The sequence below is a fragment of the Tistrella bauzanensis genome, assembly GCF_014636235.1.
GTDB classification, from domain to species: domain Bacteria; phylum Pseudomonadota; class Alphaproteobacteria; order Tistrellales; family Tistrellaceae; genus Tistrella; species Tistrella bauzanensis.
Genome location: NZ_BMDZ01000012.1, coordinates 23,766 through 44,087, shown reverse-complemented (window position 1 = coordinate 44,087; position 20,322 = coordinate 23,766). Strand labels below are relative to the sequence as shown.

Genomic DNA, 20,322 nt, shown 5'->3' with positions numbered 1-20,322 from the left:
CGTTGATGCGGCGCCGCGATCGGCCCCGTCCCTGATTCTGTATCCGTTCATCGATGATGTGAACGGGCCGTGATCCGTCTCAGAGGATATCAGTCGCGGTCCCGCCGCTTCAAGCCGCTCACCGGACACCCGCCTCCGGGCCGGGTCCGGCTGCGGCGGCATGGGCCGCGATCTCGTCGGGATCGGCTGCGTCGATTTCCTGCGGGTCCAGCGGCTCGTCCTCTTCCGCCACTTCGATCGCGCCGCCTTCCACCGCCGGGCCGCGCTGGGCCAGGGCCTGACCGATCAGGGCCAGCGCCGCGGTCGACCGTCCGGCAAGCGCCTGTGCCACGCCTGCCGACACCGCCTGTTCGCAGTGCCGCGCCAGGGCCTTGCGGTCGCGGAAATCATCGATCGTAACCGGCGGGTGAAAGATCAGTTCCACCCGCGCCGGGCCCAGGGTCAGCGCATTCCACAGATGTCCCGCCAGATCCATGTCGCCATACCAGGCATAGGCCGGACGCAGCCGGCGGCCCATCGGCATGCCGCGGACATGGGTATAGGCCAGCGACACCGGCTGCACCACCAGCGCCCGGCCACGCGGCCGCCGGTCGGCGACCGAGAAGAACGCGGTGCGGAAGGGCAGCACCCGCAGACCGTCATTGCTGGTGCCTTCGGGAAACAGGATCAGCCGGTCGCCGGCCTCCAGCCGCTTCGCCACCTCATCGGCCTGCTCGGCCGTGCGGCTGCGCTGGCGCTGCACGAAAACCGTGCGCTGCAGCTTGGCCAGCAGACCATAGAGCGGCCAGTCCGCCACCTCGCTCTTGGCGATGAACGAACCGTTGATCACCGCCCCCAGGATCGAGATGTCCAGATATGACGTGTGATTAGAGATGAACAGCGCCGGATGGTCGCGCACCGGGGTGCCGACGATATCGATGTCGAAGCCCATCAACCGGCAGGTCAGGCGGTGATAGAACCGCGGAAACCGGTTGGCCGCCGACAGCTTCAACGCCACCAGCAGCGCCTGCACGGGGATCAGCGCCGCCGTCAGCGCAAGATAGATCGGCAGCAGCAGGGCTGCGCGGAACCAGCCGGTCATACGCCCTCGTCGCCGACCTTCGGCCGCACCCGGCCCGAGCCGCCCTCATAGCGGTCGCGATACCGGCCGGTGATCAGGTCGCTCTTGACGATCATGCAGATGTCGGTGGTGTTGAACTGCTTGTCGACCACGGCGCCGTCGCCCACGAAACCGCCCAGCCGCAGATAGCCCTTCACCAGCGGCGGCAGTTGGGCCAGCGCGCGGGCCACCGGCAGATCGTCCTTCGCCACCAGATCCATCGAGACATAGCGTTCCGGCACCGCCACCGGCCGCAGCGCCTCGGGCGCCAAGTGGTGGTGATAGAGATAGGCAAGCTGGGTCTTCAACGTGTCGATGTCGGTGCCGTCCAGGCTGGCGCAGCCGAACATCAGCTGGATGTCGTAATGCTCAAGATACAGCGCGATGCCGCGCCACAGCAACTGCATGGTCGCCCGGTTGCGGTATTCGGCGGCAACGCAGGACCGGCCGAGTTCCAGCACTTCGCCATCCACCGACAGCAGCGGGCTGATGTCGAATTCGTCGGCGGTATAGAAGCGGCCATGGACATCGGCGGCCGACCGGCGCAGCAGCCGGTAGGTGCCGACCACCGTCGGCCGGCCGCTCGGATGCGCATCGTCGATCACCAGCAGATGGTCGCAGACGTCGTCGAACGCATCGAGATCGCGCTTGGCCGCGGCCATTTCCGGGCTGGGCTTGGCGTGACGCTCTTCGTAGAAGACGTGATAGCGCAGGCGCTGGGCCGCCTCGATGTCGTCGGCGCCATCCGCGAGGCAGACCCGCAGATTGCCGGAACGAAGGCCGAGGTCGGGGTTGAGAATGGCGGTCATCCGAACATGCCCTGAAGTCTCGCGGCGAGGGATCGCCGGCCATGTGGGGGAGGCGAGGCAGAGTGGCAGGGGCGGCGGCGTGCCGGTCCGGCGGCCGGTCGGACGGCGTCGGGCTGGCACGTCACCGCCATCCGTCAGGCCGATCCCTTGTCCGAGCCGTCGTCCAAGGGCTGGTCCAACGGGATACCGTAAAGTTCCAGACGATGATCGACCAGGCGATAGCCGAGCTTGCGGGCGATCTCCTGCTGGAGACGCTCGATCTCGGTGTTCTGGAATTCGATCACGGTTCCGTTGCGCATGTCGATCAGGTGATCGTGATGCTCTTCGGGAATGGTTTCATAGCGCGCTCGACCGTCGCCGAAATCATGCCGTTCCAGAATGGTCGCCTCCTCGAACAGCCGCACCGTCCGATAGACGGTGGCGATGCTGATGCGGGGATCGATGGCACTGGCACGGCGGTGCAGTTCTTCGGCATCCGGGTGGTCATCGGCTTCCGACAGCACGCGGGCGATCACCCGGCGCTGGTCGGTCATCTTCAGACCCTTATCGAGACACAGACGCTCCAGTCGCGACATCTCCAAGATGGCCTGGCTCCTTGGGTGGACAGGGGACACTACACACGGATGGTCTGCGCCTGGCGCTTCTGCGCGGTCCCGGACGGGGCCGCCGTCGCGGCGCGATCGCCGTGGGGCACTGCATATGCCCCAACCTACGACCGCATGCGCGTCAAGTCCGGATCGTCTCACCTGCGCAAGACACCGGACCCGAACGACGCATATACGGCACCGCCCGAACCGGCGGCACCGTCACGGTCACCACTCCCGAACAACCGGTACCGACATCGAACGGCCGGTACCACAGTATCGGAATGCTGGCATCATTATCGGACAGCCGGCGGGCAACGACAAGCGGCGGGCGCAATTTCTGCGCCCGCAGCCCATTATCCTGCCATGGCAGCCGTGGTCAGTCCTGATCGCCGCGGCCGCGACGACCAAGGCCGATGCGCTTGGCCAGGTCGCTGCGCTGGCGGGCATAGCCGGGGGCGACCATCGGATAGTCGTCGGCCAGGCCCCAGCGGCGCCGATACTCTTCCGGCGTCATGTCATAGGCGGTCTTGAGATGGCGCTTCAGCATTTTCAGCTTCTTGCCGTCCTCAAGGCAGATGATGTACTCGTCATGCACCGACTTGCGGATCGCGACGGCGGGCGTCGGCCGCTGCTCTTCCTCGCGCGGCTCCGGCTCGCGGCCGAGCCCGGCGAGGCTCTGATAGACCTCGCCGATCAGCTGGGGCAGTTCGCCGGCCGACACGGTATTGTTCGCGACATGCGACGACACGATCTGTGCCGTCAGCGAGAGAAGATCGAGCGGGCTCGGATTTTCGGCCATGGTAGGGTCTGGACCTCGGTGTCTCGGGCGGAGATCAAAGCGGCCGTGTCGGCTGAGGGCGAACGACGGCGCGATCCTTTGACCAGGATGACGGTGACGAGGATGAACATCGGAAGCACGATGCCGGCGTGGCTCAGGTCCGCACCAGGGCACCCGTGGGGGGTGCCCGGCCGACATGCGTCGGCACCTCGCATTCCGAGACGACGACCGGACGGTTCACAATGAAACCAAGTGCAGATCGCTTTCTCGACGTCACGCATCATGTCTGCCCGATGACGTTTGTCAAAACAAAATTAATGATCGGGAAGATGTCTGCGGGCGAAATTGGCGAAGTCCGCTTGAATGGCGGCGAGCCGTTGGAAAACGTACCTCGCTCCGTCGTGGAACTGGGCCATCAGATCGTGGCGCTGAACGAGGAAGCCGGCAGCCCCGGCGTCTGGCGGCTGCTGTTCAAGGTCAGGGGATGATCACGAGATCTGCACCGGCGCGTCGTCGACCGTCAAGGCCAGTGCCATGACTTCGGCATCGGCCGGCACCTGTTTACCACGGGCATAGTAACCGCGCCGCCGGCCCACCGTTGTGAAGCCGGCTTTCTGGTAAAGCCCCCGTGCCGCCGGATTATCCGCCGCGACCTCAAGCAGCAGCCGTTCGGCGCCATGGGCCGCGGCCCAGATCGCGGCCCCGTCCAGCAGCAGCAGGCCCAGCCCCTGGCGTCGAGCCCGGGGATCGACCGCGATGGTCAGGATTTCCGCCTCACCCGCCGCAGCCTGGATCAGAACCATGCCGGTCGGCGCATCGGTGCCCACATCCCATGTGCCCCCATCCCGTATGTCCCCATCCCTTGCCGGCCATGCCGCCAGCCCGGCCACCGTGTCCAGATCCAGCAGCCGGGCGATCGCCACCGCATCCCAGGGGCTATCCCAGGGCTCGTTGAACGCTTTGGCATGCAGATCGGCCATCACCGCCGCCTCGACAGCGGCGATCGGTCGCAGGCACGCGCCGGCGGGCGACGGGGTCGTGACGGGCGGAGGGGGCATGACGGGCGGGGGGGTCATGACGGCGTCTCGATGCCGCTCGGTGCCGGCGGCAGCGCGTCGGGCGCGCGCAGATACAGTGGCGATGGCGGCAGCGCCCTTGGGTCGGGCAGGCCGTGCCGGCGACTATGCGCATCGGCCAGCGCCACCAGATCGGCGGCATCGGGCTGGCCATGGCCATGGGGCAGGTCGCTGCGGATCAGCCGTGCCGCCAGATCGCCCGGCAGCAGCGGCGCCAACAGGGCGGCCCCTGCCCCCACCACCAGGGCCGGCCGGGCGATCAGTGCCGCGGCGGCGGCCTCAGGCGTCAACGCCTCGGCGGTGCCGGCACGGCCCTGCGCGTCCACGCGCTGCACATAAACCTCGCCGCGCCGGGCATCGATCACCGCCATGACATCCCGGCCGGCGGCGCCGGCACCGGATGTGGCCACGGCCCCCGCCGCCAGCAGCTCCAGCGACGTCACCCCCAGCAGGGCGGCACCGCTGGCCAGCGCCAGGCCACGCGCGAAACCCAGACCGATCCGCACGCCGGTGAAGGTACCGGGACCGCGGGTGACCGCGATCAGGTCGATCGCGTCCGCGGCCAGCCCCGCCGCGGCCAGCACGTCGCGTGCCGCCGGCGCCAGTTTTTCCGCCGCCGCCCGCGCATCGCCCAGAAACACCCGCGCCAGCACCATACCACCCCGCCCCGCCGCCACCGACATGGCGCCGGCGCAGGTATCGATGGTCAGGCATGTCGTTGCAGCACTGCCGGTGGTCATCTGCGGAAATCACTCATCGGCCAAACGGGGTCATGGGCATGGCGGTGTCGAAGCACATGCTGCCCAGTGCAATATGCTCTGTGCTAGGGTGCCCTCGCCGCATAGCACGGACGGATCATGAGATGTTAGAAGAAATCCTGAGCGATCGGGACGGTGTCGAGCTGGACATCGCCTATGCCACGCCCGCCAACTTCACCGGCCGGCCGATCTATGGCCGCGCCGCCTGCTTCCTGCACCCGGAAGCCGCCGCGGCGATGCGCCGCGCCATCGCCATCGCCGCCCGCCATGGTCTGCGCTTCCGCATCTACGACGCCTTCCGCCCGTCGGAGGCGCAGTGGAAATTGTGGGAGCACACCCCCGACCCCGATTTCGTGGCCGATCCGCGCCGCGGATCGCCGCATTCGCGCGGCGCCGCGGTCGACCTGACCCTGATCGACGCCGCCGGCCGGGCGCTCGACATGGGCACGCCCTTCGACGACTTCTCCACCATGTCCTATCACGGCGCCACCGGCCTGTCGGTCGAGGCGGAGTGCAACCGCCTGTTGCTGATGGGCATCATGACCACCGCCGGCTGGGATTTCTATCGGCACGAATGGTGGCATTATCAGTTGTTCGATGCCCGACGCCTGCCGGCCTTGTCCGACAGCGCCGCCGGCACCCGGCTGATGCCGGCCTGAGCCACCGCAACCGATCCATCATTCCACACCGTCAGGCAGGAGGGGACGCACCGACATGTCGATCGAAGGACGCAAGCTGCTGATCACCGGCGGCACCGGCGCGCTGGGCCGCGCGGTTGCCGCCATGGCGCTGGCGCGTGGCGCCGCCGTGGCCGCGAGCTATCTTCTGCCGGCGGAATGCACCGCGGCCGAGGCAGCCTTTGACGGACGGGTGGTGCTGGTGGCGGCCGATCTGGCCGACGAGGCGCAGACCATGGCCGCCGCCGATGCCGCCGCCGGCATGCTGGGCGGGCTCGACGGCGTGATCGCCATCGCCGGCGGCTTCGATATGGGGCCGGTCGCCGATGTCGACGGCGCCCGCTTCGATGCCCTGCTGTCGACCAATGCCCGCAGCCTGTATCACACCGTGCGCGCCACCCTGCCGCATCTGCGGGCCGCCGGTGGCGGCAGCATCGTCACCATCGGCGCCCGCCCCGCCGTGGCCGGCGCCGCCGATATGGCGGCCTATGCCGCGTCCAAATCGGCGGTGATGTCGCTGACCCAGAGCCTGGCGCAGGAATTGCTGCCCCGGAAGATCCGGGTCAATGCGGTGCTGCCGTCGATCATCGACACCCCTGCCAACCGCGCGGCCATGCCCGATGCCGATCATGGCAGCTGGGTCACACCCGAAGCCCTGGCCCGCGTCATCCTGTTCCTGACCTCGGCCGAGGCCGCGGCGGTCAGCGGCGCGCTGATCCCGGCCTATGGCCATGCATGACCCGGGCGGCGGCGCACCGCCGCCACAGACGCCGAACCGCCCGTCGGTGGGCGGCCGGGTGCTGGTGCTGATCCCGCCGGGCAAGCGCGACCGGCTGGGCGGCAACCTTACGCCCGACAGCCTGCTGGCCCGGCTGCGGAAGGCGGGCTTCTGCCCCGACATGCCCGATCTGGACAGCCCCGACGCCTTTCCCGGGGCCATCCGCGCCGCCGCCGGCAGCGATGATCCGCCGGCGCTGGTGCTGGTGGGCGGCGGCGACGGCACATTGTCGGCGGTGGCCGATGCCATGGCCGATACCGGGCTGACCCTGGGCATCCTGCCGCTCGGCACCGCCAACGATCTTGCCCGCACGCTGGGCCTTCCGTTCGATCCGGCCGCAGCGCTGGAGGTGGCGCTGACCGGACGCCGGCGATCGATCGATATCGGCACCATCGATGGCCGCGGTTTCTTCAACGTGGCCAGCATCGGCCTGTCGGTCGATGTGGCCGATGCGCTCGACAGCCACGAAAAGCGCCGGCTGGGCATCGGCGCCTATATTCCGGCGCTGTTCCGGGTGATGACCCGCCACCGCCGCTTCCGCGTGCGGCTGACGGTCGATGGCAGAAACGTCGAGATGCGGGCGGTGATGGTGGCGATCGGCAATGGCCGCCATCACGGCGGGGGCTTGACGGTATCGGCCGCCGCCACCATCGATGATGGCATGCTCGACGTCTATGTGATCGAGCCGGTATCGCATTGGCGGATGGCCCTGATGCTGCCGGCCTTGCGGCTGGGCACCGCCGGACCCTGGATGGGGGTTCATCGGTTGTCGGGCAGAACGGTGCGCGTCGAGACCCCGGCCAAGCCCAAGCGGGTCAATGTCGATGGCGAGATCCTGACCCGCACGCCGGCCGAATTCGGTGTGCGCGCCGGTGCCGTGTCGGTGATGACCCCCGATCGCCCGGCCGCCGACCTGCCCGGCACCAGCCCGGTGCGATCGCTGGCCGGCGACCGCAGCATCGCCGGTGATACGCGGTCGCGCGATACGCCGGCCGGGAAAGTGCCCATGCTGAGCGATGAGGAGGCTGCGATGTCCGCCGAAGATGAACGCCTTGCCGCCGAGATCGAGATCGCGCTTCAGGACATGGCGCGCGCGGCGCGTGAAGGCGAGGCCCTGACCCGCCGCATGGCCGAAAGCCCGCATTCGGGCCTGAGCGACACGGTGATCGCGGCTCTGGGCCAGATCGGTGCCGATTGGGCGCGGATCGCCGTGGTTGCCGATGACGCGCTCGATGCGATGGACCTGCCCACCCGCGACGCCGACGACGACCGCGCGCTGATCGAGGATGTGGTCGACTGGCTGGAAGGGCTGGTCGGCATGCCGGTGGAAACCCGGGCCAGCCAGCGGCTGCATCATGCCGCCGCCCGGATCGAGGTGGCGATCGATGAGGTCCGGCGCGCGGGCGACCCGGCCTCGGCCGATGCCGCCACCGTCGCCTATGACGATGCCTGGCGGCTGATCAACACCGCCCTGCCGGCACCGGTCGAAGGTGCCGAGGACTGAACGGCACGACGCCCGCCCGGCAGGTGCGCCAGGGCGGGCGTCGTTCGTGATCCATATGGCGTCAGAGTCCAGGCGTCGGGCCAACCGGCATCGGGCCAACCGGCATCGGGCCAACCCGCATCAGGCCAACCGGCATCAGGCCTGGCGAACCTCGATCACCTCGGGCACATAGTGCTTCAGCATCGTCTCGATGCCGTTCTTCAGCGTCATGGTCGAGCTGGGGCAGCCCGAGCAGGCGCCATGCATCTGCAGATAGACGATGCCGTCCTCGAAGCCCTCGAACACGATGTCGCCGCCATCCTGGGCGACGGCGGGGCGCACGCGGGTGTCGATCAGCTCGCGGATGGTGGCCGAGACCTCGTCATCCCCGGCGCCGCCGGCAGCGGCGGCCTCGGCCGCGCCCTCTTCGGTCAGCACTGGCCGGCCGCTGGTGAAATGCTCCATGATGTCCGACAGGATCATCGGCTTCAGCAGCATCCAGTCGGCGGCGTCCGACTTGGTCACCGACACGAAATCGGTGCCCAGATAAATGCCCTCGATGCCGTCGATGGCAAGCAGCGTGGTCGCCAGCGGCGAGCGGCTGGTATCGTCACCGCGCGCGAACTGGGCACCACCCGTGGCCACGTCACGGCCGGGCAGGAACTTAAGGGTCAGCGGATTGGGCGTCCGCTCGGTCTGGATGAACATCGGACCTGGTCCTCATTGGCGGCCGCAATCGGGTGCTGCGGGCTTCGTATCCATCGCGTCGGCCCCCGACCTTGCGGGGCGCGGATCTGCGACCGGTTCGCATCGGATCCGGGGCCACGGCGCTCGCCAACGATTTGGCACTAAATTGGTCCAGTATCAAGATCCTTCTCTCCGGCCGCCTCCGCCGGAGCGTCTGTGGCCGCATCCAGCCATTTCCACAGGAACAGCGTATCGCATGGCCCCCCGTCAGGCATCAGCGCATAGCCGGGTACGATGCCGGTGGTCTGATAGCCATGGGCCGGATAGAACCGGGCCGCATCGCTCAAGGCATCGGTATCCAGCGTGATCAGCCGCCGGCCCATGGCCAGCGACGCCGCTTCGGCGGCAGCCAGCAGACGGCCGGCAATCCCCTGGCGGCGGGCCCGCGGATGCACCAGCAGCTTGGCGATATCCGACCGGTGCGGCTGGTTCTCGGTCCTGGCGGGCACCAGTTGGATCGTGCCGGTGGGGGCCGCGCCGGCCTCTGGCCGCGCCACCAGCAACACCCGGCCGCCTTGCGCCGCATCGCCTGCCACACTCTGCCAGAACGCACATGCGCGGGCATGGTCCAGCCCGGCCATGAAGCTGACCGAGGCCCCACCCGCGACACACGCGACCAGAATATCGGCCAGCGCCGCCAGATCCTGATCGGACAATCCCTGATCGAGACGCTCGATCACTGGCACTGGCACTGGCACTGGCACCGGCACTGGCACCGGCACCGGCGCCGCCGTGTCATCTCCGCCACCCGCCTGCGTCTTCATGTCACTTCCCCTCGACGGCGCGCATTGCACATCCAATATACCCGACCGATATACAGATCAGAAATTTACCACGGTGCGCAGGCTGATCACCCGGGTGTTGAACCTCGCCGCCGGAAGCAGGACATCGGATCGATGATGGAAGCCGAACGCCTCGACGACGCCGCATTGCTGCGCACGGCCACCCCCATCCGCCGTGCCACGGTGGCGCCGGCCATGCTCGGTCCCGATCCGATCGCCGAATGGTTGGCCCAGGAAGGCCCCAGACTGCCGGTGGCGGAGCTGATCGACGGGGTCGCGCGCCGGTTGGCGGCGGCTGGCGTGCCGATCGATCGCGCCAGCCTGCATCTGCGGCTGCTGGACCCGCAATTCCGGGGGGTGTCGGTGGAATGGCGCCCCGACCGGCCGGTCGAGGCGGTGCACCGCGTCCATGGCGTCGAATTGACCGAGGCCTATCTACGCAGCCCTTTTCAGCTGGTGGTGGAACACGGCGCCGGGGTTCGCCGCCGCCTGACCGGCCCCGGCGCCCAGACCGGCGATTTCCCGATCCTGGCCGACCTGAAGGCCGAAGGCTTCACCGATTACGTGATGCTGCCGATCGCCTTCCATGACGGCACGCCCAATGCGCTGTCGGTGGCGACGCTCACCCCGGGCGGCTTCACCGAAGGCGATCTGCGACGGATATCGGCGCTGCTGCCGATCCTGACGCTCGCGGTTGAAATCGTCAGCCAGCGCGGACAGGTCCGCACCCTGCTGAAGACCTATCTGGGCGATGATCCGGGCGAACGGGTGCTGGCCGGCACCATCAAGCGCGGCGATGTCGAACGGATGAACGCCGCGATCTGGTTTTCCGATCTGCGCGGCTTCACCGCCATGTCCGAACGCCTGCCGCCCGAAGTATTGATCGCCACCCTGAACGAGCATTTCGAGGTGATGGCCACGGCCATCACCGCCCATGGCGGCCAAGTGATGAAGCTGATCGGCGATGGCGTGCTGGCGGTGTTTCCCACCCATTTGCATGATGGGGCCTGCCCGTTCGCTGGCTGTGCGGCGCTGGATGCCGCGCGCGATGCCGAACGCGGTATGGCCGCACTGAACGCGCGCCGCGCTGAACGCGGCGACGAGCCGCTGAGCTATGGGCTTGGCCTGCATGCGGGCGAGGTGCTCTATGGCAATATCGGCGCGCCCGACCGGCTGGACTTCACCGTTATCGGCCAGGCGGTCAATCAGGCCAGCCGGCTGGAGGTTCTGGCCCGCGATCTGGGCCGGACGGTGGCGATTTCATCCACCATTGCCGATGCCGTGGCCATGATCGGCCGACCGCTCACGCCCCTCGGCCGTTTTCAGCTACGCGGCCTCGCCGCCGAGGAAGAGGTCTATACCCTGCCCCAACTGGCCTGATCCGCACCGGCCCACCTGATCCGGCCCACCTGATCCGGCCCACCTGATCCGGCCCACCTGATCCGGGCCTCGGCCGGCCAACCGAACCCGGCCTCAGTTGAACCTGTCCTCGGGCAGCTTCAGCTCGGCCGGCGACTGGCCCAGGATCCAGCCCTCCACCGTCACCACCGGCGCCACACGCGGCTCGCCGGTCGGGCGGTCGCCGGCCAGAACCTGCAACATGCCCATCATGCCGATCACCGCGTCGAAGCGGTCCTCGCCGGCCGCGACGTCACCGAAGCCGTCGCCGATTTCGGCCATCAGGTCGATATCCAGGGTCAGGCCCATGCGGCGGCCCGCCTCGATCAGCATCGGCGCGTTGGCGGCACGATCATTGCGGTTGCGCTTGCTGCCCCGGCCATCGCCGGCATTGCGGCCCATGCGCACCCCCAGATGGCGGTGGAATTCGGCCGGATAGGCCTCGACCAGCGTCACCGCATGGCTGGCCAGCAGGCTGTCGAGCGGCCCGTCGAACGGCCACAGGCCCAGCCGCCCGGCATCACCTTTCATCAGCAGCAGATGCCGCCAGGCATGGGCGGCGGCCCGCCCCACCTGTGCCGGCCCCATGGTCCAGAACAGCGGCGCCGCCGCGCGGCGCGCGGTGGTGGCATGGTCGCAGATCCGGCGCAGATCATCCGGCCCGCCCAGCCCCAGCCGGGCGGCAAGGGCCGCCGGGCCACCCTTGCCGATGCCCATGGATCGGGGGCCGGCGCGGCGCGGAAAGAACGGTCGCGACAGTGACACCTCGTCCAGCGTCGCCGCCGGGTCCAGGGCCGCCGCCCAATCCGGATCGCTGGCGATGCGGGCGATCGCCTCGCGGAAGCCGGTGACACCGATCCGCTCGGCATAGCCGGCCGGCAGGCCCAGCACCACATCCAGCCCCAGCATCACCCGGCCGCCCCCGGCACGCGCGATCAGCCTGTCGATCAGGCTGTCGACCGGCCCTACCGGTTCGGGTGGTCCGGCCAGATAACCACCATCGGGTTGGCGCGCCGCCACCGCCATCCAGCGCTTGCGGGCATCCACACTCCAATCGGCATGCACCACCAGTTGTGGCGGTGTGGCGCAAGGCCCTCCCGGCACATCGAGGCCGGCGGCCAGGGCCAGACGGTTGGCGGCCGGCGCGGGTGTGAAAACCTCCTGCTCGCGCGCCGAACCGCGCAGTTGCACGTGGCCCAGAGACCGCCAGGCGGCACTGGCCCGCCTCGCGAACAGGCCGCTGGCGATGATCCGGTGGCCCATCGATTTGGTCAGGCCCTCCAGCCGCGCCGCCTCGTTGATCGACCGGTCGATGGCGGTGAACTGCAGGCGCTCGGCGGTGCCGATATTGCCGAACATCACCCGCCCCAGATGCAGGCCGATGCCGAAATCCATCGCCACCTCGCCATCGGCGCGCCGCGCGCGGTTCCACTGCTCCAGCCGGCGCTCGGCATCGCGGGCGGCGGCAAGCGCCGCGTCGCAGGCGGCTTCAACATCATCGCCGAAACTGGCCAGCGGAAAGATCGCCAGCACACTGTCGCCCATCAGGGTCAGCACCTCGCCGCCGGCGCCTAGAACCGGTTCGGCGGCACATTCGAAATAGCGGTTCACCAGTTCCATGAACCGGGTCACGCCCAGCTTCTCGGCCATGCCGGTCGATCCGCGCAGATCCGACAGGAAGATCGCGGCCGGGATCAGTTCGCCGTCGCCGCGCCGGATCTGCCCCGACAGCACCCGGCGGCCGGCGTGGTTGCCCAGATAGGTCATCGCCACGGTTTCCGCCACCTGGGCCGTGAAGGCCAGCCGGCAGGCCAGGGCAAGCTGCACCTGCAGCGCGTCCAGCACCGACAGGTCCAGATCGGAAAACCCGTCGGCGGCATCGGTGGTCCACGACGCGATCACGCCATTGCCCTCGGCCCCGCCGCCAAAGGCGGTCGCGGCAGCCAGGTAATCGGTGGTGCCCTCGGCGATCAGGTCGTTCAGCACCGCGAAATCGCGGGGCGTGTCGGGGTCGATCAGCCGGCGGCGCAGGCGCGGGACGTTGTTGGTCAGCATGTAATTGAACGGCGAGCGCTTCCACACCTCGGAAAGCCCGGCCAGTTCATGCGACATCACCATCCGTTCCACCGGCTGGCCGCGCTGCCACAGAAACGAGACCGCGGCGATCAGCGGATGCAGGGTGCGGAAGGCGATATAGGCGCGCTTCACCGGCACCCCACGCGCGACCAGACCGGCCGACATGCCCTCGAACACCGTCTCGAAGCTGCCGGCCTGCAGCAGATCGCGGGCCATGCGGGCGGCGACCGCGGCCACGATGCCGGCAGCCACCGGGTCCATCTGGTCCAGCAGATCCTGCGCATCCGCCGCTTTCAGACCGGCGAACGAGCGCTTCACCCCGCGCGGATCGGCTGCCTCCTCGCTGTTCAGGGCCGGCTGTCCCGCCATCGGCGTATCCGTCGTGGCGGGCAGAAGCTGCTTGCCGCCGCGGCGCGGGGGTACCGGTTGATCAATCATCGGCCGCTCCTGATCGCGGCGCGCACAAGCCGCACGAAACTCTGGGTACCGATGGCGATCACCTTGCCCCCGCCGGCGCCCGCCCGGTCATCCGGGCCGCTCACATCATATAACAACCGGGCCATGGCCGGGACGTCGTCGTAATCCAATGGTCCCCAGGGTGCCGGCTGCAAGGGCCCGCCAGGCGCCGACAGCGCCAGCAGCCGCCGATGGGCGCCGGCCCCCGCGCGCAAGGCGCCGCGCCGGCCCTGCAGCACCACCCCGCAGGGGGAAAGCCCCGCCGCGTTCAGGCTGGTCGCCAATCCGGCCACGTCCTTGTCGTCGGTCACCGACAGCAGGGCGCGGAAGCCCTGCGCCGCCAGAAGGCGCAGCCGCGCCGGGTCCAGGCTCGCCGCCTGCACCGCCGCCTCCCAGGCCACGACCCGGCCGGCCCATGCCGCCTCGCCCCAGGATGGCAGGGCCCCCGCCGCGCCATCCAGCGCCGTCGCCACGGCCACGGCCGCCGGGTCGATGCCATCAGCCGCCAGCACAGCCGCCGCCATCGCCCGATCATGGGCCAGCCAGGGCGGCAGGCCGGCCGCCGCCACCGCCGGATCGTCGATCGGGCCAGGGCCAGGGCCAGGGCCAGGCTGTGCCAGCACCAGCGCATCCCCGATATCGATGCCGGCCCGCCGGCCCGCTGCCGCCGCCTGATCCGACAGGATCAGCCGGCGGCAGCGATGGCGGATATCCAGCTTGGCACGGGCGACATCGTCGATGTCGGGGCCCAGCCGGTCCAGATGCTCGGGCAGGATGGCGGTGACCACGCCGATTGCCGCCGCCAGCCGCCCCGCCTCGTCGTCGGCGGCGCCCAGCCCGGTTTCCAGCACCAGCCGGTCGACCGCCGATCGACGGGCATGGGCCAGCGCCAGCAGCAGGAACTGACCGAAGGGCGACAAGGCCTCGCCCGCCGGCAGCGATGCCTCCACGGCCCGCAGGCTTGTCCGCAGCATCTGATAGGCGCCGATCGCGTCGGCCGCTGCAATCACGGTGCCATCGATCCGGATGCGGTCGAGCGGGGTCATGTCTTCGGGCGAGGTGAACAGCAGGGTGCGGCGGCCGGCGGCGGTCTGGCCGGCGGCGATCAGCCGGGCGGTGCTGCCCTTGCCCTTCGATCCGGTCACCAGGATCACCCGGCCGGGATCGGGGATCAGGTCATGGCGGCGGGCCAGGTCCAGCAGCCGCTCCGGCCGACGGTGCAGCCGGTCGAGGGTCGACCCGCCGCCCCATTCTCCCCCGGCTGCGCGCGCCGCCGGTCGCAGATGGCTGCGATAGATCGCATCCAGCAGGGTTGAGACGCCAGCCTCCACACCAGACACGCCGATGCCCGCGGCACCACCATCCGGATCAGGGATGATGTCGCCGCGGGCATCGGGCAGATCAGGCATCGGACAGGTCGGGCGATGGCGTTACGATCAGCCGACGACCGACTGGATCCACTTGGCCAGTTCGCTCTTCGGCAGCGCGCCGACCTTGGTGGCCGCGATCTGACCGCCCTTGAACACCATCAGGGTCGGGATGCCGCGCACCCCGTATTTCGACGGGGTCTGCGGGTTGTGGTCGATGTTCAGCTTGGCGACGGTGAGCTTGCCATCGAATTCCTTCGACAGATCCTCCAGCGCCGGGGCGATCATCCGGCACGGGCCGCACCACTCGGCCCAGTAATCGACCAGGACGGGCGTTTCGGACTTCAGCACGTCCTGCTCGAACGAGCTGTCGGTGACGGTCGCGATGGCCATGGGAGCTATCCCCTCAAATCGTGTGCAGCCGCGGTGCCGCCCCAGCGCATCGGCTGGGGCAAAGGCCGCCACGGCCCGCCATGGACCCCTCGGGCCGCATGGTCTGATGACGGTCCGTCCGTGTGCCGCTCCCCGCCCATGACCATCATGGGGTCGCATGTCGGAGCAGCGGCCGGCGGGCGCGCTTGGCTCAATGTAGAAAGCCGCGCGGGGCCGGTCAAGCACACCGACCTGTGCACAGGGCAACGAGTTCAGGTTAACGCGGTGATCGGAATCTCTGGCGCACGATAGTTTGGCGTGATTCAACAGGCTTCCACAGATCTCGGGGGACGCCATGAGCGACATCGCAACGCCGCGCCGCAAGAGCCTTCTGGAGCATTTTTCGACGATCAAGGACGATCGCCAACCGTGCAAGGTGATGTATCCGCTAGAAGAAGTGTTGCTGCTGGTTGTCTGCGGGACGATGGCTGCCTGCGATGATTACGACGACATCGTGTTGTGGGGAAAGCAGCATCTCGATTTCCTGCGTCGCCTTCAGCCCTATCATTTCGGCATTCCCTGCGCGGACTGGCTGCGCGTGGTGATGAACCGGATCGGGCCGGATCTGTTTTCGTCCTGCTTTCTGGGCTTCGTGGCCGAGCGTCTGCCTGAGGCAGTCGGTCAGATTGCCATCGACGGCAAGACCTCGCGGCGCAGCCATGATCGTGGCCGCGGCAAAGCGGCGCTGCACCTCGTCTCGGCCTATGCCACCACCCACAATCTTGTGCTGGGGCAACGTGCGGTGGCCGATAAATCAAACGAGATCAATGCCATACCCCTGCTTCTGGAGGAACTGGCCGCATCCGGAGCGCTTGCTGGCAGCCTCGTTTCCATCGACGCCATGGGCTGCCAGTCCGATATCGCTGAAAAGATCGTCGATCTTGGTGGCGACTATCTGCTGGCAACCAAGGACAACCAGAAGACCGCCCATGCCGAGATCCAGCTCTATTTCGACACCGCACCCGCCGATGAGATCGATGCGCTCATCTTGCACGACAAAGGTCACGGCCGCATCGAAACCCGCCGCCATCTGGTCTCCCAGCGGGTCGACTGGATGAGCGGCAGTCGGCGCTATCCCGACGAGCCCCGCTTCAAAGGGCTCAAAACCATCGCAATGATCGAGACACGCATCGAGACCGCCGACGAAATCAAGGTCGAGCGCCGCTGCTACATATCATCAAGGATCCTCTCCGCAGAGGCATTCGCCCATGCAGCCAGAGCACATTGGGCCATCGAGAACGGCCTCCACTGGGTGCTCGACGTTCAGTTCAAGGAGGATCAATCCCGGCTCAGACGCGGGCACGGCGCCACGAACATGGCCATGGTCCGACATCTCGCCCTCAATCTCATCCGCGCCATACCAGGTAAGCTCTCCATCAAGGCCAGGCGCAAACTTGCCACGTGGGACACACAATACCTCATGGCGGCTCTGCAAGCGCGTTAACCTGGACTCGTTGCCCTGGACCTGTGCACGCCGCGCAGGCCGGCAATCCGTCGGCGGCACGACATTCAATCCTGGGTGGAAACGCCGCCCCCCGCCGCCTCCTGCTCCGCCGGCGCCCAGCGATCGAGGAGTGTGTCCGGCAGGCGCATCAGCGACGGCCCGTCGGTCCAGACCAGGGCGGTCTCGATCGCGCGGCCCGGATAGATCCGCTGCAACACCGCACGATAGGCGGCCATCTGGCGCAGATAATGACGGGCGACCCGCTCGGGTTCGGCCGGCGGCGGCCGGTCGGTCTTGTAATCGACCAGCAGGATGCGGTCGGGCGTCACCAGCAGCCGGTCGACCGCGCCCGACACCACGCGCGACCCGACCAGGGCGCCAAGCGGCACCTCGGCACGCGAGCCGGGCTGAAAGATCGCCGCGAAATCCGGGTGGTCCAGCACGGCCATCACCTCGCCGGCCAGCGCCGCCGCATCGCCCGCCGCCAGCCCGTGGGCGGGGGCGGCCAGGAAGCGGGCGGCGGCATCGGCGCGCGCATCAGGCGGCAGATCGGGCAGCACCTGCAACAGCCGGTGCACCAGCCGGCCGCGCCGGAAGCGGATGGCGCCCTGATCGCCCAGCGGCGACCGTGCCGGCGGCGGGTCGTCATCGGGGCGCGACGGGCTCAGCGGCCGCGGCGGCACCGGTTCGGCCGGCAGATCGCGATCAGGATGCAGCGCCGCCGGCAAAGATGGCCCCTCGGCCACAGCCATACCGGTCGCCAGGGTTGGTATGGCCGGGGGTGCGGCCATCTGCTCGCCGGTCAGCCGCCAGCCTGTGCCGGTGATGCCGCCGGGTAGTACCATGTCCACAGGCCGGGCATCCCCTTCGCCGGCCAGCGCCCGCGCCGTCAGGCCATACCAGCTTTCGTCGGGCGCCTCGGGCTTGCCATGCCAGCCGCAGACATACAACCGGTCGGCCGCACGGGTCATCGCCACATACAGCAGGCGGCGGTACTCCTTCCGGTCCTCCCGCGCCGTCACGGTCTGGGCATCCCGCACCATGTCGGACGCATCCCCCGCCGCCGGCGCCACCAGCAGCATCGGCGGCGGCCCGTCCAGCCATACCGGCCCCGATGGCGGCCGCGGCATGCGGGTGGTGTCGGGCAGGAACACCACCGGCGCCTGCAGGCCCTTGGCGCCGTGCACGGTCATGATCCGCACCTCGTCGCGGCCCTGCTCCAGATCGCGCTTGACCTCGACGGCGCTACGCTCCACCCAGGCCAGAAACCCTTCCAGGCTGGGTGGCTCGGTCTGTTCGTAAGCCAGCGCCAGGTTCAGGAATTCGTCGATCGCATCCTCGGCCTCAGGCCCCAGCCGTGCAACCAGCGCGGTGCGCCCGCCCCGCGCCGCCAGCAGATCGGCATAGAAATCATACGGTCCCATACGGTCGGCGGCCCGCGCCAGATCGGTCAGCAGGCGGGCGGCGGCGGCCAGGGCCGGATCACCGGCGGCCCGCCGGCGCAGAGCGTGGATCAGCGGCAGCCGGGCACCCTTCGGATCGGCGCGATCCACCGCCGCCCGATACAGCGCGTTCTCGTCCAGCCCCAGGATCGGGCCTTTCAGCGCGGCAGCAAGCGTCAGATCGTCTTCCGGCAGCAGCAGGGCGCGGCCCAGCGCCACCAGATCGGCCACCGCGATCTGATCGACCAGCGCCATACGGTCGACACCGGCCACCGGCACGCCGGCGGCTTTCAGCGCCCGGGCCATGCGGCCGACAAAGGCATTGCGCCGTTGAACCAGGATCAGCACATCGCCCGGCCGCAGCCTGCGGCCGGCGGCGGTCAGCATCTCGGCCCGGTCCAGCCAGCCGCGAATGGTGCCGGCGATGGCATCGGCCACCCGCGCCATCGGATCATCTTCGGGCTCGCGCACCTCGGGCACCAGCCAGACATCATCGGTGTCGCGCTTTTCCGCCACCGCCAGCGGCCACAGCTCCACGATCCCGGCCTGACCGATCCGGGCGGCTTCATGACGCAGCACCTGGCCTGGCTCCACCACGCCATCGCTGGCGGGGGCTGTCGCGAACACCGCATCCACCGCCGCCAGCACCGCCGCCACCGATCGGAACGACTGGCGCAGCGCCACCACCGACCAGCCGCGCTCGGCCGCCGACACCCGGGCCTGAAAGAATGCCTGCATCCGCCGGAACCCTTCCGGGTCGGCGCGCTGAAAGCGATAGATCGACTGCTTGGGGTCGCCCACCGCGAACACGGTGCGGGCCAGAGGCAGCCCATCGGCATCATGGCCCGCCTGATCATGCGGGTTGCCGTCGCCGGCGAAGAATTCCTCGGTCAGCCGCTCGACCACCGTCCATTGTTCGGGGCTTGTGTCCTGCGCCTCATCGAGCAGCAGGTGCATGATGCCGCCATCCAGCTTGTATAGCACCCAGGGCGCAATGCCGGGGGTGTTCAGCAGCCGGCCGGCCCCCAGGATCAGATCGTCGAAATCCAGCCGGGCACGGCGGCGTTTCAGGTCGTCATACAGCGCCGCCAGCCTGGCACCCACCCGGATCAGCGCCACCGAGGCGGCGACGGTCGCCGCCGCGCGGCGCTGATCCTCAAGCTCCACCATCCGGTCCTGTTCGACGCGCAGCGCCGCGAAGGCGGCCGGTGCCGCCTCGATCGCCGCCTTCACCATCAGCCGGGCGCGGGGCTCGTTCTTCGCGGTCATGGTGGCGCCGATCCGGTCCTCGAACCGGGCAACCCGTTCGGCCTCGGATGCCGCCAGCCAGGCGGCCAGCCTGCGGCCGCGCGCCACGTCATCCTTGCCGGTCGATGCCAGCAGTGCCTGTGCCGCCGCCCGCAAGCCGGCCTCATCGAAGCCGCCAGACCGGCAGGCGGCGGCAAGCTCGCCCTCAGGCGTGGCGTCCTGGTCAACGAAATGAGCCCGCGCGATCGCCGCACAGGCCATATCGACCGACCCCGCGCCCCCGATCATCCGTCCCAGCCGGTGCCGGTCGCCGATCACCGCGGTCATCAGCCCGGCGAAGGCATCGGCATCGAACAGGGTCGCCAGCCGGTCCACCGCCGCCCCCAGCACCGGATCGGATGCCGCCTCGGCGAACAGCCGCTCGCGCGCCATGGCGATCAGTTCGGCGGCGTCGCGGTCGTCCATCAGCTCGAAATGCGGCGGCAGGCCGGCTTCCAGCGGAAACCGGCGCAGCAGCGACTGGCACAGCGAATGGATGGTCTGGATGTTCATGCCGCCGGGGGCATCCAGCAGCCGGGCGAACAGCCGGCGGGCCACCGCCAGCTCGGTGCCGGCCGGGCGCCGGCCCAGCAGGGCGAACAATTCGTCGGTCAGCAGCCCGGCATCGGCGGTCGCCCAGCGCGCCAGCCGTCCCGACAACCGCAGCGCCATTTCGGCCGCCGCCGCCTTGGTGAAGGTGATGCACAGAATGCGTTCGGGGGCGGCACCGGCCAGCATCAGCCGCAGCACCCGGTCGGTCAGCACCTTGGTCTTACCGGTGCCGGCCGATGCGCCCACCCAGACCGACCGGGTCGGATCAGCCGCCAGTGCCTGGTCAACCGACAT

General features: G+C 69.1%; 18 protein-coding genes. 6 read left to right on the top strand and 12 right to left on the bottom strand.

Annotation, left to right across the window (positions count from 1 at the left end):
* Positions 1 to 118 precede the first annotated feature (118 nt).
* The 4 genes from IEW15_RS07410 to IEW15_RS07395 all read right to left on the bottom strand — a co-directional run bounded on the left by IEW15_RS07410 (position 119) and on the right by IEW15_RS07395 (position 3,294).
* Positions 119 to 1,081: a lysophospholipid acyltransferase family protein gene (locus tag IEW15_RS07410; RefSeq protein ID WP_188576346.1), complete on the bottom strand. Its 963-nt coding sequence runs from the start codon at positions 1,079 to 1,081 to the stop codon at positions 119 to 121.
* On the bottom strand, positions 1,078 to 1,908 hold the full coding sequence (locus tag IEW15_RS07405; RefSeq protein ID WP_188576335.1) for a GNAT family N-acetyltransferase: 831 nt from the start codon (positions 1,906 to 1,908) through the stop codon (positions 1,078 to 1,080). The genes IEW15_RS07410 and IEW15_RS07405 overlap by 4 nt, the downstream gene beginning before the upstream one ends.
* A gap of 134 nt (positions 1,909 to 2,042) precedes the next feature.
* Positions 2,043 to 2,483, bottom strand: a complete 441-nt coding sequence (locus IEW15_RS07400; protein ID WP_188576431.1) for a Fur family transcriptional regulator — start codon at positions 2,481 to 2,483, stop codon at positions 2,043 to 2,045.
* A 388-nt stretch (positions 2,484 to 2,871) separates the two neighbouring features.
* Positions 2,872 to 3,294, bottom strand: a complete 423-nt coding sequence (locus IEW15_RS07395) for a MucR family transcriptional regulator (RefSeq protein WP_188576334.1) — start codon at positions 3,292 to 3,294, stop codon at positions 2,872 to 2,874.
* A 221-nt stretch (positions 3,295 to 3,515) separates the two neighbouring features.
* Here IEW15_RS07395 and IEW15_RS07390 point away from each other — a divergent pair, with 221 nt between their 5' ends.
* On the top strand, positions 3,516 to 3,761 hold the full coding sequence (locus IEW15_RS07390) for a sulfurtransferase TusA family protein (RefSeq protein ID WP_188576333.1): 246 nt from the start codon (positions 3,516 to 3,518) through the stop codon (positions 3,759 to 3,761).
* On the opposite strand, the gene IEW15_RS07385 is transcribed toward IEW15_RS07390, so the two are convergent.
* Positions 3,762 to 4,331, bottom strand: a complete 570-nt coding sequence (locus IEW15_RS07385; RefSeq protein WP_188576332.1) for a GNAT family N-acetyltransferase — start codon at positions 4,329 to 4,331, stop codon at positions 3,762 to 3,764.
* Between the two features lie 14 nt (positions 4,332 to 4,345).
* Positions 4,346 to 5,089: a tRNA (adenosine(37)-N6)-threonylcarbamoyltransferase complex dimerization subunit type 1 TsaB gene (gene tsaB, locus IEW15_RS07380; RefSeq protein ID WP_188576331.1), complete on the bottom strand. Its 744-nt coding sequence runs from the start codon at positions 5,087 to 5,089 to the stop codon at positions 4,346 to 4,348.
* A 122-nt stretch (positions 5,090 to 5,211) separates the two neighbouring features.
* Here tsaB and ddpX point away from each other — a divergent pair, with 122 nt between their 5' ends.
* From ddpX to IEW15_RS07365, 3 genes are read left to right on the top strand one after another with little or no spacing between them, the layout of a single operon-like run.
* On the top strand, positions 5,212 to 5,766 hold the full coding sequence (gene ddpX / locus IEW15_RS07375) for a D-alanyl-D-alanine dipeptidase (RefSeq protein ID WP_188576330.1): 555 nt from the start codon (positions 5,212 to 5,214) through the stop codon (positions 5,764 to 5,766).
* Between the two features lie 55 nt (positions 5,767 to 5,821).
* Positions 5,822 to 6,523: an SDR family NAD(P)-dependent oxidoreductase gene (locus tag IEW15_RS07370; RefSeq protein ID WP_229707896.1), complete on the top strand. Its 702-nt coding sequence runs from the start codon at positions 5,822 to 5,824 to the stop codon at positions 6,521 to 6,523.
* Complete coding sequence (locus IEW15_RS07365) at positions 6,510 to 8,066, top strand: lipid kinase (protein ID WP_188576329.1); 1,557 nt, start codon at positions 6,510 to 6,512, stop codon at positions 8,064 to 8,066. Before IEW15_RS07370 ends, IEW15_RS07365 begins: the two co-directional genes overlap by 14 nt.
* A gap of 135 nt (positions 8,067 to 8,201) precedes the next feature.
* Here the strand turns inward: IEW15_RS07365 and IEW15_RS07360 are convergent, their stop codons facing one another.
* Complete coding sequence (locus IEW15_RS07360) at positions 8,202 to 8,753, bottom strand: NifU family protein (protein ID WP_188576328.1); 552 nt, start codon at positions 8,751 to 8,753, stop codon at positions 8,202 to 8,204.
* 140 nt (positions 8,754 to 8,893) lie between these two features.
* A complete protein-coding gene (locus IEW15_RS07355) occupies positions 8,894 to 9,556 on the bottom strand; it encodes a GNAT family N-acetyltransferase (RefSeq protein WP_188576327.1) in 663 nt (220 codons plus the stop codon).
* 132 nt (positions 9,557 to 9,688) lie between these two features.
* On the opposite strand from IEW15_RS07355, the gene IEW15_RS07350 reads away from it, so the two are divergent.
* The gene (locus tag IEW15_RS07350) at positions 9,689 to 10,954 is read left to right on the top strand and encodes an adenylate/guanylate cyclase domain-containing protein (RefSeq protein ID WP_188576326.1); all 1,266 of its coding nucleotides are present in this window, start codon (positions 9,689 to 9,691) and stop codon (positions 10,952 to 10,954) included.
* Between the two features lie 93 nt (positions 10,955 to 11,047).
* On the opposite strand, the gene IEW15_RS07345 is transcribed toward IEW15_RS07350, so the two are convergent.
* The 3 genes from IEW15_RS07345 to trxA are packed head-to-tail and all read right to left on the bottom strand — an operon-like array spanning position 11,048 to position 15,264.
* Positions 11,048 to 13,486, bottom strand: coding sequence for an adenylate/guanylate cyclase domain-containing protein (locus tag IEW15_RS07345; protein WP_188576324.1), 2,439 nt, complete (start codon positions 13,484 to 13,486; stop codon positions 11,048 to 11,050).
* Entirely contained in the window at positions 13,483 to 14,913 is a 1,431-nt protein-coding gene (locus tag IEW15_RS26315) for a folylpolyglutamate synthase/dihydrofolate synthase family protein (RefSeq protein WP_188576322.1), read from the bottom strand. The genes IEW15_RS07345 and IEW15_RS26315 overlap by 4 nt, the downstream gene beginning before the upstream one ends.
* A gap of 27 nt (positions 14,914 to 14,940) precedes the next feature.
* The gene (gene trxA, locus IEW15_RS07335; protein WP_188576319.1) at positions 14,941 to 15,264 is read right to left on the bottom strand and encodes a thioredoxin TrxA; all 324 of its coding nucleotides are present in this window, start codon (positions 15,262 to 15,264) and stop codon (positions 14,941 to 14,943) included.
* A 334-nt stretch (positions 15,265 to 15,598) separates the two neighbouring features.
* Between trxA and IEW15_RS07330 the strand changes: the two genes are divergently transcribed.
* Positions 15,599 to 16,747: an ISAs1 family transposase gene (locus IEW15_RS07330; protein WP_188576317.1), complete on the top strand. Its 1,149-nt coding sequence runs from the start codon at positions 15,599 to 15,601 to the stop codon at positions 16,745 to 16,747.
* 65 nt (positions 16,748 to 16,812) lie between these two features.
* Here IEW15_RS07330 and addA read toward each other — a convergent pair whose 3' ends face one another.
* Positions 16,813 to 20,322, bottom strand: coding sequence for a double-strand break repair helicase AddA (gene addA, locus IEW15_RS07325; protein ID WP_188576315.1), 3,510 nt, complete (start codon positions 20,320 to 20,322; stop codon positions 16,813 to 16,815).

Excerpts from the sequence above, each read along its gene's own strand:
- IEW15_RS07345 (WP_188576324.1), bottom strand. The coding sequence starts at position 13,486 with ATGATTGATCAACCGGTACCCCCGCGCCGCGGCGGCAAGCAGCTTCTG.
- IEW15_RS07410 (WP_188576346.1), bottom strand. The coding sequence starts at position 1,081 with ATGACCGGCTGGTTCCGCGCAGCCCTGCTGCTGCCGATCTATCTTGCG.
- IEW15_RS07360 (WP_188576328.1), bottom strand. The coding sequence starts at position 8,753 with ATGTTCATCCAGACCGAGCGGACGCCCAATCCGCTGACCCTTAAGTTC.
- IEW15_RS07365 (WP_188576329.1), top strand. The coding sequence starts at position 6,510 with ATGGCCATGCATGACCCGGGCGGCGGCGCACCGCCGCCACAGACGCCG.
- IEW15_RS07400 (WP_188576431.1), bottom strand. The coding sequence starts at position 2,483 with ATGTCGCGACTGGAGCGTCTGTGTCTCGATAAGGGTCTGAAGATGACC.
- tsaB (WP_188576331.1), bottom strand. The coding sequence starts at position 5,089 with ATGACCACCGGCAGTGCTGCAACGACATGCCTGACCATCGATACCTGC.
- IEW15_RS07350 (WP_188576326.1), top strand. The coding sequence starts at position 9,689 with ATGATGGAAGCCGAACGCCTCGACGACGCCGCATTGCTGCGCACGGCC.
- ddpX (WP_188576330.1), top strand. The coding sequence starts at position 5,212 with ATGTTAGAAGAAATCCTGAGCGATCGGGACGGTGTCGAGCTGGACATC.
- IEW15_RS07355 (WP_188576327.1), bottom strand. The coding sequence starts at position 9,556 with ATGAAGACGCAGGCGGGTGGCGGAGATGACACGGCGGCGCCGGTGCCG.
- addA (WP_188576315.1), bottom strand. The coding sequence starts at position 20,322 with ATGTCGGTTGACCAGGCACTGGCGGCTGATCCGACCCGGTCGGTCTGG.
- IEW15_RS07385 (WP_188576332.1), bottom strand. The coding sequence starts at position 4,331 with ATGCCCCCTCCGCCCGTCACGACCCCGTCGCCCGCCGGCGCGTGCCTG.
- IEW15_RS07370 (WP_229707896.1), top strand. The coding sequence starts at position 5,822 with ATGTCGATCGAAGGACGCAAGCTGCTGATCACCGGCGGCACCGGCGCG.
- IEW15_RS07405 (WP_188576335.1), bottom strand. The coding sequence starts at position 1,908 with ATGACCGCCATTCTCAACCCCGACCTCGGCCTTCGTTCCGGCAATCTG.
- trxA (WP_188576319.1), bottom strand. The coding sequence starts at position 15,264 with ATGGCCATCGCGACCGTCACCGACAGCTCGTTCGAGCAGGACGTGCTG.
- IEW15_RS07395 (WP_188576334.1), bottom strand. The coding sequence starts at position 3,294 with ATGGCCGAAAATCCGAGCCCGCTCGATCTTCTCTCGCTGACGGCACAG.
- IEW15_RS07390 (WP_188576333.1), top strand. The coding sequence starts at position 3,516 with ATGAAACCAAGTGCAGATCGCTTTCTCGACGTCACGCATCATGTCTGC.
- IEW15_RS26315 (WP_188576322.1), bottom strand. The coding sequence starts at position 14,913 with ATGCCTGATCTGCCCGATGCCCGCGGCGACATCATCCCTGATCCGGAT.
- IEW15_RS07330 (WP_188576317.1), top strand. The coding sequence starts at position 15,599 with ATGAGCGACATCGCAACGCCGCGCCGCAAGAGCCTTCTGGAGCATTTT.